Below are 15839 nucleotides of genomic sequence, written 5' to 3'. Positions count from 1 at the left end.
ATGGGCTCCCCCGGACCGGCCTACACCGAGCTGCAGGTCACCACCCACTTCTCCTTCCTGCGCGGGGCCTCCTCGCCGCAGGAGCTGTTCGCGACCGCCGCACTCCTCGGCCATACGGCGCTTGCCGTGACCGACCGGGCCTCCCTCGCCGGCATCGTTCAGGCCCACGAAGCGGCCCGCACCACGGGCTTGCGCCTCCTCGTCGGCTGCCGTCTCGACCTCGACGAGCCCGGCGCGCCGGCACTGCTGGTCTACCCCTTAGACCGGGCCGGATACGGGCGGCTGTGCCGTCTGCTCAGCCTCGGCAAGGCCCGTGCCGGGGCGGAAGGGCTCGGCAAGACCGGCTGCCGGCTGCACTGGGCGGACCTCGCCGAATGGGGCGAGGGCCTCCTCGCCGTGCTGCTCGCAGACCGGCCCGACGACGCGCTTGCCGGCGACCTCGCACGCCTCAAGAGCCTGTTCGGCGACCGGGCCTACTGCGCCCTGACCCGCCGCTACCGGCCGAACGACGCCCTGCGCCTCGACGCGGTCGCGGAGAGGGCCCGCGCCGCGCGGATGCCGACGCTGGCGGTCGGCGATGTGCTCTACCACGAGCCCGGCCGCCGGCCCCTCCAGGACGTCGTCGCCGCGATCCGGCTTGGTGTGAGTGTCGACCGCCTCGGGCACGACCGCGAGAGCCATGCCGGGCGCCATCTCGTGGCGCCGGCCGAGGCCGCGCGGCTGATGGCCCGCCACCCGGAGGCGCTCGCCCGCACGGCCGAGGTTCTCGCCCGCTGCCGCTTCTCCCTCGACGAACTCACCTACAGCTACCCGACCGAGGAGGCCGCCGATGGCACCTCCGCGCAGGACCGGCTCGAGACGCTGGTTTGGGCAGGAGCGGCCGAGCGCTACCCCAGCGGACCGCCCGACACGGTCTCCGCGCAGCTCCGGCACGAGCTGACCCTGATCGGGCGGCTCGCCTACGCGCCCTACTTCCTCACCGTCGACAGCATCGTGCGCTTCGCCAGGAGCCAGGGCATCCTCTGCCAGGGACGAGGCTCGGCGGCGAACTCGGCGGTCTGCTACGTCCTCGGCATCACCTCGATCGATCCCATCGCCGAGGGCCTGCTGTTCGAGCGCTTCATCTCCGAGAGCCGCGGCGAGCCCCCCGACATCGACGTCGACTTCGAGCACGAGCGCCGCGAGGAGGTGATCCAGTGGGTCTACGAGACCTACGGCCGCCACCGGGCGGCGCTGTGCGCCACGGTGATCCGCTACGGCCCCCGCGGGGCGATGCGCGAGGTCGGCAGGGCGCTCGGCCTCCCCGAGGACGTGACCGGCGCGCTCGCCGGCCTCGTCCGGGGCTGGTCGCGGGAGGGGATCGGCGAGACGCATGCGCGGGAGCTCGGTCTCAACCTCGACGACCGCCGTCTGCGGCTCGCCCTCGACCTCGCCCGTCAGCTCATCGGAACGCCGCGCCATCTCGGCCAGCATCCCGGCGGCTTCGTGCTGACCCTGACCCGTCTCGACGAGCTCTGCCCCGTGGTGCCCGCCACCATGGCCGACCGGCAGACGCTCGAATGGGACAAGGACGACATCGACGCGCTCGGCTTCATGAAGGTCGACGTGCTCGGCCTCGGCATGCTCGGCTGCCTGCGCCGGGCCTTCGGGCTGCTCGCCATCCACCGGCCGGATGTGCCGCGCGATCTCGCGACGATCCCCCCCGGCGATGAGGCGACCTACGCGATGATGTGCCGGGCCGACACGATCGGCGTCTTCCAGATCGAGAGCCGCGCCCAGATGGCGATGCTGCCGCGGATGCAGCCGGACAACCTGTACGATCTCGCCATCCAGATCGCCATCGTGCGTCCCGGCCCGATCCAGGGCGACATGGTCCACCCGTATCTCCGCCGCCGCGCGAACCGCGCCGACGTGACCTATCCGAGCGAGGCTCTGCGGGGGGTGTTGGAGAAGACCCTCGGCGTGCCTCTCTTCCAGGAGCAGGCGATGCGCGTGGCCATCGTCGGAGCCGGCTTCACGCCGGCCGAGGCCGACCAACTGCGCCGGTCCATGGCGACGTTCAAGGCCACGGGAGGCGTCTCGAAGTTCAGCGAGAAGCTCATCTCCGGCATGGTCCGCAACGGCTACGATGCGGACTTCGCCGAGCGGACCTTCCGGCAGCTCGAAGGCTTCGGCTCCTACGGCTTCCCGGAGAGCCACGCCGCCTCCTTCGCCCGGCTCGCCTACGCCTCGTCCTGGCTGAAGTGCCACCACCCGGACGTGTTCGCCTGCGCCATCCTCAACGCGCAGCCCATGGGCTTCTACGCTCCCGCCCAACTCGTGCGCGACGCCCTCGACCACGGCGTGCCGGTGCGGCCGGTCTGCGTGAACGCTTCCCGGTGGGACTGCACCCTGGAGCCGGCCGGCGGACCCCGGCTCGCCGTGCGCCAGGGGCTGCGCATGGTCCAGGGTCTCTCCGAGGACGACGGCACCCGCCTTGCTGCGGTACGCCCCTCGGGAGGCTACAGCGGCCTCGACGCGCTGTGGCGGCGCACCGGGCTGCCGGCGCGTACCCTGCGCCGGCTCGCGGCGGCGGACGCGTTCCGAGGCCTCGGCCTCGACCGCCGCGCGGCGCTCTGGGCGATCCGCGGGCTCGCCGAGCGTCCCCTCGACCTGTTCGCGGCCACGGACGCCCGCGAGGGGACCTTGCACCCGGAGGTCGTCGAGCCTCCCGTCGCACTGGAACCGATGAAGGCGGGCCGGGCGGTGGCGGAAGACTACTGCGCCACGGGCCTGAGCCTGCGCGGGCACCCGCTCGCCTTCCTGCGCGGCGATCTCGATGCGCGGGGCTACCGGCCCTGCGGCGTGCTCGCGACCGCCCGCTCCGGCCGAGCCGTCACCCTCGCCGGGCTGGTGCTGATGCGCCAGAGACCGGGCTCGGCCAAGGGCACGATGTTCATCACCCTGGAGGACGAGACCGGGATCGCCAACCTCATCGTCTGGCCGCGGGTGTACGAGGCCAACCGCCGCCTGATCCTCACCGCCGGGCTGATCGGCGTACGGGGCCGCGTGCAGCGCCAGGGCCTCGTCGTGCACGTCGTCGCCGAGCGCCTCGTCGATCTCAGCGCCTGGCTGCGGCGGGTCGGCGAGCGCGAGGACGGAAAGACCGTCTCTGGAGAGAACCGAGATGATTCAGTGCGGAAGATCAACTTGAACCAGCGCAGTTCTGAAGCTTCCCCAACACGGCCGCTCCATCCCCCCATACATGACCCATCCAACAGCTTGAGCATCAAGGTACCAACTCGAAATTTTCGATAGGATGGAGTCTATAGCACCGGCCGATCCGCCCCCACGGGAGCAGTCTGCCCTTTGGTCTGGCGTTTGAGCCAGGAGGACGGATCGATGTCGAGGAAGCGGCCCAAGCCTGAGGAGATCGTCGCCGAGCGGCGCGATGAGGGTTCGGTCCACCGCAAGGTGGCGCATGTCGGCGGGGATGCGCTGGCTGAACTGAGGGATGGAGGAGTCGTTGCGCTTCACGGGGCGGACAAGCCAATACCGCATCCGTAGCACGGCCGGCTCAGCGCAACATACTGTCCAGGCTTAGGGATCTGAGATGGTGGCACTCCTCAGAAAACGGGTGCCCAGGTGCTGCTAGCTCCCCAGGACGACGGCGCGCGTTCCCGTGGGCACGCGACGGTGGAGGTCGATGATGTCCTGGTTGAGCAGTCGCACGCAGCCCGAGGACACCATCGTTCCGATGGTCCCCGGCTCCGTCGTGCCGTGCAGCCGATACAGCGTGTCCTGTCCGTTCCGGTAGAGGTAGAGGGCGCGGGGCCCGAGCGGGTTGCCCGGTCCGCCCGGCAGGCCGCCGGCCACGGGGCCGTAGCGCTCCGGCTCGCGCCGCACCATCGCCGGGGTCGGCGTCCAGCGCGGCCACGCGGCCTTGCGGGCGACGACCGCCTCGCCGCGGAAGTTGAAGGCCTCCTCCTTGCCCACCCCCACTCCGTAGCGGATGGCCCGTCCGCCCTCACGCACGAGGTAGGCGTAGCGCGCGGTCGGATCGACCACGATGGTGCCGGGGGGCTCCGGAGTGGCGTACGCGACCTCGCGGCGCAGGAAGCGCGGGTCGATCCCGCCGAGGTCGACCGCCGGCACCGGGAACGGCTCGTCGTCGAGCGCGGCGTACATCGCCAAGTGGCCGGGATCGACCGGCGGACGCAGATCGGCGACCGGCTGCGGCGGCTCATGCGTGACACAGCCGGCGAGGAACAAGGGGGTGCTCGCGAGCAGGCTGCGGCGAGTGAGGTGCATCGGTGAGGTGATCCATCCATCCGAGAAGGCGCACAGGAAACCGCCATGCTTCCGCCCCGTCCATCGGTGATGGGGTGATCGGACCCATAACCGGATGGCATTGATGGATCTCGCTCTTGCGCTTCGCGCCTTCCAGCGCACCGTCGAGCGCGGCTCGATGACGGCGGCGGCGCGCGACCTCGCCGTCTCGCAGCCCGCGATCAGCAAGCACCTGCGCAACCTGGAGGCCCATGTCGGGGCGCGGCTGCTGGAGCGCTCCGCACGCCTCGTGCGGCCGACGCCACAGGGCCGGCGGCTCTACGAGACCAGCCGGCCGGCGCTCTCGGCCATCGACGCGGCCCTGGAGGATGCGCGCACCGAGGGAGCCGAGGTCGAGGGGCGGCTGCGCCTGCACGCGCCGACCTGCATCGGGGCGAAGCACCTGCACCCGATCGTCGCCGATTTTCGGGCCCGTCATCCGCGGGTGACGGTCGATCTCGTGCTGGAGGAGCGGGTGGTCGACCTCATCCACGAGGACTACGACCTCGCACTGCGCTACGGCCGGCCGGAGGGGCAGAACCTCGTCGTGAGGCGCCTGGGCTGGTCGCGCCGCATCCTCGCCGCCGCGCCGGCCTACCTGGAGCGGATCGGCGGGATCGAGGCGCCCGAGCAGCTGGCCGGGGCCGAGTTCGTGGCGATCGCCTCGGCGGCCACCGGGGGCGACGCGCTCGCGCTCCAGCATGGCGGCGAGACCGTGACCGTTCCCATCCGCCCGGTGCTGCGCACGAACAACGCCGAGGTGCTGGTCGCGGCGCTGCGCGCGGGCCGCGTCATGGGACCGGTTCAGCACCTGCTGGTCGCCGAGGACCTCGCCGAGGGCCGGCTGGTGCGCGTGCTACCGAACCATGCGATCCGCGCGACGGAGGCGTCCCTGGTCTTTCCCTCGGTGCGCCACATGCGGCCAGCCGTGCGGGCGTTCACCGACTTCGCCGTGCCTCGCATCCGCGCAATCGAGGGAATCAGCCAGACCACGTAGTACGATCCACCGCTCCTTCGCGGAGGCGCGTCCCGCTTCGAACGCCCTTGCAAGCTCTGTCACTCAGTGACATATGATTTGGCGCTGAGTGACAGGGAGGGTGCCATTGAACGGTCGAGGACGGAGGAGGCGCGGCTCGCGGTGTCGCGCCACGCGGCCGACCTGTTCTGGCGGCACGGCGTCGACGGCACCAGCGGCGAGGCCATCGCCGAGGCGTCCGGCCTCTCCAAGCGGACGGTCTGGCGCTACTTCCGCTCCAAGGAGGCCTGCGTCGAGCCGCTGCTGCTGGCGACCGAGCTCAGGTTCGTCGCCATGCTGCGGGAATGGCCGCCGGATGCATCCATCGAGGAGTATCTGCGCGCCGCGCTCGGCTCGTACGTCGAAGGCGAGCAGGCGGTCCGCGACGGCGTCGCCGCCGCGCGCATCGTCGCGCTCCTGCCGAAGGAGCCGGCGCTGCGGTCGGCCTGGCTCATGGCGTGCGCTGCGGCCGAGGCGGCGTTCGTCGAGGTCGTCGCCGCGCGATCCGGCCGGCCGGCCGGCGCCTTTGAGGTCAGGCTCTGCGCCGCCGCGGCGATGGCCGCGCTTCGCGTCGTCGACGAAGAGGTCAGCGCGGCCGCGATCAACGACGGCCGGGCCTTCACGCTGAACGAGATCGCCGACCGGGTCGCCGGTGCGATCCGGACGGCGAGCACCCTGCCGATCTGCGACCCGGTCGAGTGAAGTCTCGCCGCCGGAGCGGGTGAGGCACCGCCCCCAAAGCAACGGCGACACGAGGATAGCGAACGGCCCAGCTCGGCTCCCTGGGATCGCCGACGGCTGCCCGCGCGGGACCGGACCCCAGGGTCGGTCGGCCCGGCCGCGGCGCACCATCCTCATTGCGCCGACGGCAGGCCTTGCCCTGTCCCTGCTTCTCGCCCTCGCCTTTGCCCACCAGGAGACGCCCATGAAGTATCCCGACACCCGCCGAGACGCGATCGCAGAGGACAGGTTCGGCACGCGGATCGCCGATCCGTACCGCTGGCTCGAGAACGACCTGCGCCGCGACCCGGAGGTCGCCAGCTGGGCCCGCGCCCAGGACGGCCTCGCCCGCGGCTACTTGGTCGGGCTGCCTGGACGCGACACCTTCCGGCAGCGCCTGACCGCGCTCTTCGACCACGAGCGCCTGAGCGTGCCGAGGAAGCGGGGCAACCGCACCTTCTTCACCCGCAACTCCGGCCTCGACGCGCAAGCCGTCCTCGTCGTCCGCGAGGGCGAGGGCAAGGAAGGGGCCGGGCAGGATCGCGTCCTTCTCGACCCGAACCAGTGGTCCGAGGACGGCGCGGCGGCGCTGGGCGAGTGGGCAGCCTCGCAGGATGGGGCGCACCTCGCCTTCGCCGTGCAGGACGGCGGCAGCGACTGGCGCTCGGTCCGCGTCCTCGACGTGGAGACCGGGGAGTTCCTCCAGGACGAGCTCGTCCGGGTCAGGTTCTCGACCATGGCCTGGGCGAAGGACGGCTCGGGCTTCTTCTACTCGCGCTTCCCCGAGGCTGGGACGGACACGACGTTCGAGGCCCCGGTGCAGGGTCACGCCGTCCACTTCCACAAGCTCGGGACGCCCCAGTCGCAGGACCGGCTGGTCCATGCCACGCCGGACCGGCCGCACCTACTGCACTTCGCCGACGTGACCGAGGACGGCCGCTATGCCGTCATCGTCTCCTCGGCCGGCTCGGGTGGCAACGCCCTAACCGTCCTCGACCTGGACAACCCGGCTTGGGCGTCGCGGACCGTGGCGGCGGGGCTCGACGACCTCTGGGCCGTGATCGGCAACGTCGGGACGAAGCTGTTCCTGATGACGCGCGACGGCGCCCAGCGCGGCAAGGTCGTGACGCTCGACCTCGCCGACCCCGAGCCCGCGTTCGAGGATCTCGTTGCGGAGACGATGGCGGTGCTGAACGACGGGGCGCTCGTCGGCGGGCGCCTGCTGCTGGCGTATCTGGTGGACGCCGGGACGTGGATCGAGCGCCGTCGCCTCGACGGCACGCCCGACGGCGTCGTGGACCTTCCCGGCCCCGGCACCGCCGGCGGCTTTCACGGCCGCGCAGAGGATGACGAGGTCTTCTTCGTCTTCACCAGCTACGACACGCCCACCACCATCCTGCGCTACGAGGTCGCCCGCAACGCCACCATGGTCTGGGCGAGGCCGAAGGCCGCCGCCGATCTTGCCGGCATCGTCGTCGAGCGGCGCTTCTACGCCTCGAAGGACGGGACGCGCGTGCCGCTGTTCGTGGTCCGGCGCAGGGACGTCGTCGGCTCGGCGCCGACCCTGCTCTATGGCTACGGCGGCTTCGGGATCAGCATGGTGCCCTACTACGCGCCCGAGCGGATCGCCTGGGTGGAGCAGGGCGGCGTCTTCGCGGTGGCCAACATCCGCGGCGGCGGCGAGTACGGCAGGTCCTGGCACGACGCCGGCCGGCTCGCGAACAAGCAGACCGCCTTCGACGACTTCATCGCCGCGGCCGAGTACCTCAAGGCCGAGGGCATCGCCGCGCCGGACGGCCTGGCGATCCAGGGCGGCTCCAACGGCGGGCTCCTGGTCGGCGCCGTGGTCAACCAGCGTCCGGACCTGTTCGCGGCGGCACTGCCCGACGTCGGCGTGATGGACATGCTGCGCTTCGACCGCTTCACCGGCGGGCGGTACTGGATGCGGGACTTCGGCGACCCGGCCGTGGAGGCGGATTTCCACGACCTCGTCGCCTACTCGCCCCTGCACAACATCCGGGCGGGAGAGCGCTATCCGGCGATCCTCGCGACGACCGCAGACACGGACGACCGCGTCGTCCCGGGCCATTCCTTCAAGTACGTCGCGGCACTGCAGGCCGCCGACCTCGGGCCACGGCCACGCCTGCTGCGGGTCGAGGCCCGGGCGGGTCACGGTGCCGGTAAGCCGACCGATAAAGTCATCGAGGAGGTCGTGGACCTCTGGGCGTTCGCCGCCCGCTGGACCGGGCTGGCGGTGAAAGCCCCCGAATCTGCATTGCGATGACAGGAGTTGCGCTCCGTCCTGCCTCGCGATCCTCACGGCTCGTCGACCGGGACGGCCCCGCGTCGGGAATTTGTGATACGATCGTGACCCGTCACCCCGCAGCGGAGCGGACATGTTCACGCACGTGATGATCGGCAGTAACGATCTCGACCGGGCCAAGCTCTTCTATGACGCCACATTCGCGGCCTTGGGAGGCCGATCGGGCAAGCTGGATGCCAGGGGCAGGCTGATCTACACGCACGAGGGCGGTCGTCTGATGGTCACCAAGCCGATCAACGGACAGCCGGCGACGGCGGCCAACGGTGGGACCATCGGCATTGCCGCCGAGAGCCCGGATCATGTTCGCGCATGGCACGAGGCCGGCGCCACGCACGGCGGGACCGCGATCGAGACCCCGCCCGCCGAGCGCCCCAATGGGTCCTTCGTCGCCTACCTTCGCGATCCGGACGGAAACAAGCTGACGGCGCGCTCCAAGCCCACGAAGTGACCGAGGGCCGGCACGCTCGTCGAGCCGCCAATCTTCCAGACCCGACTGGCGGTTTTCGGCCGAACCAGTCGCTCGTATCGGCCAACCCGCCCGCAAGCAGACCTTGCGGATGTCCGTGGTTGCGATCCGCGCCCGCACACGGCGCGAGGGCCGCCCCCTGCATGTGAGAGCAGGCTGACATCTCAAGGTCACTGCGGTGGCCCATGTGGCTGCCGCACCTCGCAGCCTCGTCTCCCAAAGAACAAAATTGCACTCGGAGCAATAGAGCAGGCATCGCCGTCTCTTCGATAGATACTTGCGAGCGCTTCAGATTACTGAGAGAGGCCTGCCTCGATGAACGGCCGATCGACAATCGAAACGGATCGGCAATCCCGAGCGGCGTGAGTTCCGATCCCGTCCCCTCGTTATGCTTAATATTCGATTGAAGGGCATGCCGCGCCCCTGGAGTACTGAATTTAGGCGCAGGCCGCTTGCAAAATCCGGTTAAACAATTCTTAACATGCGGCGTAAGGTTCGAAGGCGACTGTTCTGCGGAGACGAGTGCGGGCGGGAATTTCCTGATCGCCTGCGATCGAGCTGGCAGACGGCCTCCGATCGCAGGGACGGCGAACGGATCTCGATCCGAGCGCTGCAGGGGGAAACAGCATGAGCACGTCCGTCGTCTTCTTCGATCCGCGCGCACCCGAGCTCGCGCGGCTCCTCGACGGGCTTCGTCCAGGCGCCCAGGGTTTCGTGATCGACCCCGCCCGTGATGGTCTGCGCCAGGTGGCCGAGATCATCGATCGCGAGCTCCTGTCGGGCCTGACGGACCTCTCGCTCGTGGCCCACGGCCGCCCCGGCGCGCTCGAGTTCGGCGCGCACGCTCTCGACGCGGAGGGTCTGGCAACCCACGCCGCCGTCCTGGCGGAGATCGGTGCGGCTCTCGCTCCCGCAGGCGCGGTGAGAGTTTATGCATGCGATCTGGCGAGCGGCACGGAGGGTCGTCAGTTCCTGGCGTTCCTCTCGCGGGCGCTGGGCGATGCGGCCGTGGCGGCGGCGACGCATCCCGTCGGCGCGGCGGGGGCGGGCGGCTCGTGGATGCTCGATGCCGGCGTCGGCACCGTCGCGCCGGGCACGCCCTTCACCCTTGCGGCGCAGCAGTCCTACCGCAGCCTCCTCGCAGTCAAGTTCACGAAGGGGCCAGATACGATCGGGGACACGGGCCCCTTCGATTCGCGGATGGTGTTCGGCGACTTCGACGGCGACGGCGACGTCGACATCCTCTACCAGAACGGCAACGTCGCCGGAGTCGGCATCGGCTACAAGCAGAACCTGGGCAACGGCACCTTCCGGGACTTCGCCGATGCCCGCGCCGCCGGCACTCCCTTCGCCGGCTTCGACTTCACGAACCAGCAGATCAGCTCCTCCTTCCTGTTCGCCGTCGACCTCAACAACGACGGACGGGTGGACCTCGTCGATCGGTCGAACAACGCGTTCCAGTATTGGCAGCAGCAGTCCAACGGCACCTTCGTGAAGGTCCTGCCGGACCCGATCGGGGACACGGGCCTCTTCGATTCGCGGATGGTGTTCGGCGACTTCGACGGCGACGGCGACGTCGACATCCTCTACCAGAACGGCAACGCTCCCGGAGTCGGCATCGGCTACAAGCAGAACCTGGGCAACGGCACCTTCCGAGACTTCGCCGATGCCCGCGCCGCCGGCACTCCTTTCGCCGGCTTCGACTTCACGAACCAGCAGATCAGCTCCTCCTTCCTCTTCGCCGTCGACCTCAACAACGACGGACGGGTGGACATCGTCGACCGGTCGAACAACGCGTTCCAGTATTGGCAGCAGCAGTCCAACGGCACCTTCGTGAAGATCTTGCCGGACCCGATCGGGCACACGGGCCCCTTCGATTCGCGGATGGTGTTCGGCGACTTCGACGGCGACGGCGACGTCGACATTCTCTATCAGAACGGCAACGTCGCCGGGGTCGGCATCGGCTACAAGCAGAATCTGGGCAACGGCACCTTCCAGGACTTCGCCGATGCCCGCGCCGCCGGCACTCCCTTCGCCGGCTTCGACTTCACGAACCAGCAGATCAGCTCCTCCTTCCTCTTCGCCGTCGACATCGACCATGACGGCGACGTCGATCTCGTCGATCGTTCCAACGGCGCCACGCAGGTCTGGATTCAAGGCAGCGACACCGGCGGCGACGGCTCTCCCCCGACGCTCGTCGCCACGAATCCGACCGACAACGCCACCGGCATCTCGCGGACGGCCAGCATCGTCCTCACCTTCGACGAGGCCGTGTTCGCGGGCTCCGGCAACATCCGGATCGTCAGGATCGCGGACCGGAGCGTGGTGGAGACCATCGCGGTGTCCGGCGGCGCGGTCTCGATCGCCGGCAGCACCGTCACCATTGCGCACGGCGCGCTCGCCGCGAATACGGGCTACGCGATCCAGATCGACCAGGGCGCCTTCGTCGACAGCGACGGTATCGTCTACGCAGGCATCCGCGGCACCGACTTCACGACGCTCAACTTCACCACCGTCGCCACCCAGCCGCCGGTGCTGACGGCGACGAGCGGGTCCACCGCGGCGAGCGAGCAGATTGCCGTCCCGATCGATCCCGGGATCATCGTCACCGACCCCGACAGCACGACGCTGGCCTCCGCGACCGTCGCGATCACGGGCAACTTCCGCTCCGGCCAGGACGTGCTGGCTTTCGCCAACATGAGCACCGCGATCTACGGCAACGTCGTCGGGACCTACAACGGCGCGACGGGCGTGCTCACGCTCACCTCGTCGGGCGCGACGGCGACGCTGGCGCAGTTCCAGGCGGTCCTGCGCAGCGTGACCTACACCGACACCTCGGACACGCCGGATACGAGCCCCCGCACCATCACCTTCACCGCCAACGACGGATCCGGCGCGTCCACGGCCGTCTCCAAGTCGGTCACCGTCGCGGCCGTCAACGACGCGCCGACCGCCACCGGCCTCTCGAACACGCTCGGCCTCGCCGAGGATACGATCGCCCGGCTCTTCACGACGCCCCCCACGATCGCGGACGTCGACAGCGCCACCGTCACCGCGACCCTGACGCTCGCCGATCCGGCCGCCGGCACGCTCCTCGGCGCCACGCCCGGCGCGGCCGGCGTCTACATCATCACCGGCAGTCCGGCGTCCGTGGCCGCGGCGCTCAGCGGCGTCGTCTTCGCCCCGGCGGCGAACTACAACGGCCTCACCTCGGTCGCCGTGGCGATCAGCGACGGCCAGAACGGCCCTCAGGGCACCAATCCCACCGGCACGGTCTCGATCACGGTCGCGCCCGTCAATGACGCGCCGACCGCCACCGGTCTGACGCAGGCGCTCATCGTCGCCGAAGATTCGGTCGCCCCGCTCTTCACGGGGGCGCTCACGATCGCGGACGTCGACAGCGCCGTCGTCACCGCGACCCTGACGCTCGCCGATCCGGCGGCCGGCAGGCTCATCAACGCCACGCCCGGCGCGGCTGGCGTCTACACCGTCACCGGCAGCCCGGCGGCGGTGGCCACGGCGCTCAAGTCCGTCGTCTTCGCCCCGGCGACGAACTACAACGGCCTCACCTCGGTCGCCGTGGCGATCAGCGACGGCCAGAACGGCCCGCAGGGCATCAACCCCACCGGCACGGTCTCGATCACCGTCGCACCCGTCAACGACGCGCCGACCGCCACCGGCTTGACGCAGGTGCTCGGCCTCGCGGAGGACGCGGCGGCCACGAAGCTCTTTACCGTCGCGCCCACGATCGCGGATGTCGATAGTACCTTCGTCTTCGCGACCCTGACCCTCGCTGACCCGGCGGCGGGCAGCCTCAACGCGCCCGGCCTCCCTCCCGGCACCGGCGGGGTCTACAACCTCTTCGGAAGCGTGGCTCAGGTGAACGCGCAGCTCGCCGCGATCACCTTCACCCCGGCGGCGAACTATCACGGCTCCACGTCGATCGCGGTGGCGATCAACGACGGCCAGAACGGCCCGCAGGGCAGCAATCCCACCGGCACGGTCTCGATCACCGTCGCGCCCGTCGCGGACACGCCCAGCGTCACCGCGGCCAGCACCGGCGAGGATGCCCAGACCACCGCCGGCCTCGTCATCGCCCGCAACGCGGTCGATGGCAGCGAGGTCGCCTGGTTCAAGATCACCAACATCCAGCACGGCACGCTCTACCTCGCCGACGGCACCACCCCCGTGAGCGCGGGCACGTTCATCACCGATGCGCAGGCGAGTGCCGGGCTGAAGTTCACGCCCGAGCCGAACTTCAACGGCACCGGCAGCTTCGACGTGCAGGCCTCGACCAGCAACGCCGACGCCGGTCTCGGCGGCGGCATCGCCAAGGCCTCGATCAACGTCGCACCCGTCAACGACGCGCCGACCGCCACGGGCCTGACGCAGGCACTCAGCCTCGCCGAGGACGCGGCGGCCACGAAGCTCTTCACCGTCGCGCCCACGATCGCGGACGTCGATGGCAACTTCGTCTTCGCGACCCTGACGCTGGCCGACCCGGCGGCGGGCAGCCTCACCGGACCGGGCCTCACCGGCGGCCCCGGCGGGGTCTACAACCTCTTCGGCAGCCTGGGGCAGGTGAGCGCGTCGCTCGCCGCCATCGCCTTCGCACCGGCCGCGAACTACCACGGCACCACCTCGATCGCGGTGGTGGTCGACGACGGCCAGAACGGTCCCCAGGGCGTCAATCCTGCCGGTACGGTCTCGATCACCGTCACGCCCGTCAACGACGCGCCGACCGCCACGGGGCTGACGCAGGCGCTCGGCCTCGCCGAGGACGCGGTGGCCACGAAGCTCTTCACCACGGCCCCCACGGTCGCGGATATCGACAGCGCCACCGTCACCGCGACCCTGACGCTCGCCGATCCCGCGACCGGCAGCCTTGCCGGTGCGGGCCCGGGGGTCGGCGGCGTCTACACGATCAGCGGCAGCCCGGCGGCGGTGGCGGCGCTGCTCGCCGCCGTGACCTTCACCCCGGCGGCGAACTACCACGGCACCACCTCGGTCGCGGTGGCGATCGACGACGGCCTGAGCGGCCCGCAGGGGGTCAACCCCACCGGCACGGTCGCGATCACCGTCGCCTCCGTCAACGACGCGCCGGTCGCCGCGGCCGAGGCCTACCAGACCGACCGGAACACGGCCCTGACCGTGCCGGCCGCGACGGGCCTCCTCGCCAACGACACGGATGTCGACGGCGATACCCTGTCCGCGGTGCTGGTCACCGGGCCGGCGCACGGCATCCTCACCGTCAACGCCGACGGCTCCTTCGTCTACACGCCCGCCGCCGGCTACGTCGGCGCCGACAGCTTCACCTACCGGGCCAGCGACGGACTGGCCTCCTCCAACGCTGTCACCGTCGACATCACCGTCGGCACGCCCGTGCCGACCGGCCTGGCGCTCGCAGCGGGCGACGACACCGGCATCTCGGGCAGCGACAAGCTCACGAACAAGGCGTCCATGACCGTCACGGGCTCGGGTCAGGCGGGCGCCGCGGTCTCGATCTTCGACGACGCCAACAATAACGGCGTGCGCGACGGGGCCGAGGCCGTCGTCGGGACGGCGAACGTCGGCGCCGGGGGCACCTTCTCCGCGGCCGTCACCCTGAGCGGAGACGGCGTGCACCACCTCGTGGCGACGCAGACGTCCGGCGTCGGCACCAGCCTCGGCTCGGCCGCCCTCGACGTGACCCTCGACACCACCGCTCCCACGGCCGCCGCGACGGCGGACGCCGCGAGCGCCGCGGCGGCGAGCACGACCTTCACCCTGCGGTTCAGCGAGGCGGTGCAGCGCCTGGACCTGTCCGACCTCGCGCTGACGGCGACGGGCAGCGCCGCGGGCACGATCGCGGGCATCAGCGGCTCGGGCGGAGACTATGTCGTCACTGTGAACGGCATCGTCGGGACGGGCACGCTGGCGGTGGCCCTGTCGGGGACGAGCGACGTGATCGACGCCGCAGGCAACCCGGCGACCCTGACGGGCTCGACGGCCCATGCGGTGGATCGGGTCGCGCCGGACGCGCCGGCGATCACCGGCTTCACGCCGGACACCGGAACCGCGGGCGACGGGATCACCGCGAGCCGCAGCCCGACCCTGAGCGGCACCGCCGAGGCGGGCGCGACCGTCACCGTGCTCGATGCCGGCGTGCGGCTCGGCGAGACCGTGGCCTCGGCGGACGGACGCTGGAGCTTCACGCCCGGAACCCTCGCGGACGGCGCCCACAGCCTCACCGCCACGGCGACCGATGCCGCCGGCAACACCGGCGCGGCGAGTGCGGCGCTCGCCCTCACGATCGACTCGATCGCTCCCTCCGTCCCGCGGATCGCGCTGGCGAGCGACACGGGCACGGCCGGGGACGGCATCACCAGCAACCCGGCGCTCGTCTACACCGTGGATGCGGGCACGAGCCTGCTCTACGCGATCGACGGCGGTGCCTTCGGGACGGCGGCGCCGGCCTTCCGGACCGACGGCACCCAGGACGGCCGCCACAGCGTGCAGGTGCGGGCGACGGACGTGGCCGGCAACGTCACCGACAGCGACACCTTCTCCTTCGTGCTCGATACGACGGCCGATGCCGGGTCCGATCCGACCGGCGCTGGCGGCCAGAACGACGATGGCGTGCGCGCAACGCTCGTCGTTGACGGGACGTCGAACGGATTGCTCGACCGGTACGAGGCGGGCCGGGTCTCGTTCGCGGTGTCGGGTCTCGACGCGGACGCGCAGGCGGTGGCGAGCTTCACGGACGGCAGCCACAGCGCCACGGCCACGGTCGCGGCCGACGGGCGCTTCACCGTCGACCTGTCCGCCTTCAAGGGCACGGTCACGAGCGCGCTGGCGATCAGCGACCTCGCCGGCAACACGGCGAACGTGACGGGCAACGCGGTCACCGTCGACACGCTGGCCTACCAGAGCCTGTTCGGCACGCTCGTGCACGATGCCGGCACGGCGCTGGGCCAGGTCGTCGAGCTCTATCTCGGGCTGCTAGGCCGGGCGCCGGACGCGGCCGG

Annotated in this window: 7 protein-coding genes; 6 read left to right on the top strand and 1 reads right to left on the bottom strand. The window is 70.8% G+C overall.

Features of this window, described 5'->3' with window-relative positions; translation table 11 throughout:
- Positions 1-3297, top strand: coding sequence for an error-prone DNA polymerase (locus MFF04_RS07650; RefSeq protein WP_238274831.1), 3297 nt, complete (start codon positions 1-3; stop codon positions 3295-3297).
- Between the two features lie 333 nt (positions 3298-3630).
- Here MFF04_RS07650 and MFF04_RS07645 read toward each other — a convergent pair whose 3' ends face one another.
- A complete protein-coding gene (locus MFF04_RS07645) occupies positions 3631-4290 on the bottom strand; it encodes a L,D-transpeptidase (RefSeq protein ID WP_238274830.1) in 660 nt (219 codons plus the stop codon).
- 103 nt (positions 4291-4393) lie between these two features.
- Between MFF04_RS07645 and MFF04_RS07640 the strand changes: the two genes are divergently transcribed.
- The 5 genes from MFF04_RS07640 to MFF04_RS07620 all read left to right on the top strand — a co-directional run.
- Positions 4394-5305 carry a LysR family transcriptional regulator gene (locus MFF04_RS07640; RefSeq protein ID WP_238274829.1) on the top strand — a complete coding sequence of 304 codons (912 nt, stop codon included), beginning with the start codon at positions 4394-4396 and terminating at the stop codon, positions 5303-5305.
- A gap of 141 nt (positions 5306-5446) precedes the next feature.
- Complete coding sequence (locus tag MFF04_RS07635) at positions 5447-6025, top strand: TetR/AcrR family transcriptional regulator (RefSeq protein ID WP_238274828.1); 579 nt, start codon at positions 5447-5449, stop codon at positions 6023-6025.
- Positions 6026-6248: 223 nt separating this feature from the next.
- Positions 6249-8327, top strand: a complete 2079-nt coding sequence (locus tag MFF04_RS07630) for a prolyl oligopeptidase family serine peptidase (protein ID WP_238274827.1) — start codon at positions 6249-6251, stop codon at positions 8325-8327.
- Between the two features lie 112 nt (positions 8328-8439).
- The gene (locus MFF04_RS07625) at positions 8440-8814 is read left to right on the top strand and encodes a VOC family protein (protein ID WP_238274826.1); all 375 of its coding nucleotides are present in this window, start codon (positions 8440-8442) and stop codon (positions 8812-8814) included.
- 645 nt (positions 8815-9459) lie between these two features.
- The coding region (locus tag MFF04_RS07620; RefSeq protein WP_238274825.1) for a tandem-95 repeat protein at positions 9460-15839 on the top strand (6380 nt) is incomplete at its 3' end.

The sequence above is a fragment of the Methylobacterium jeotgali genome (assembly GCF_022179345.1).
Classification (GTDB): domain Bacteria; phylum Pseudomonadota; class Alphaproteobacteria; order Rhizobiales; family Beijerinckiaceae; genus Methylobacterium; species Methylobacterium jeotgali.
This window is presented reverse-complemented; position numbering and strand designations above follow the sequence as displayed.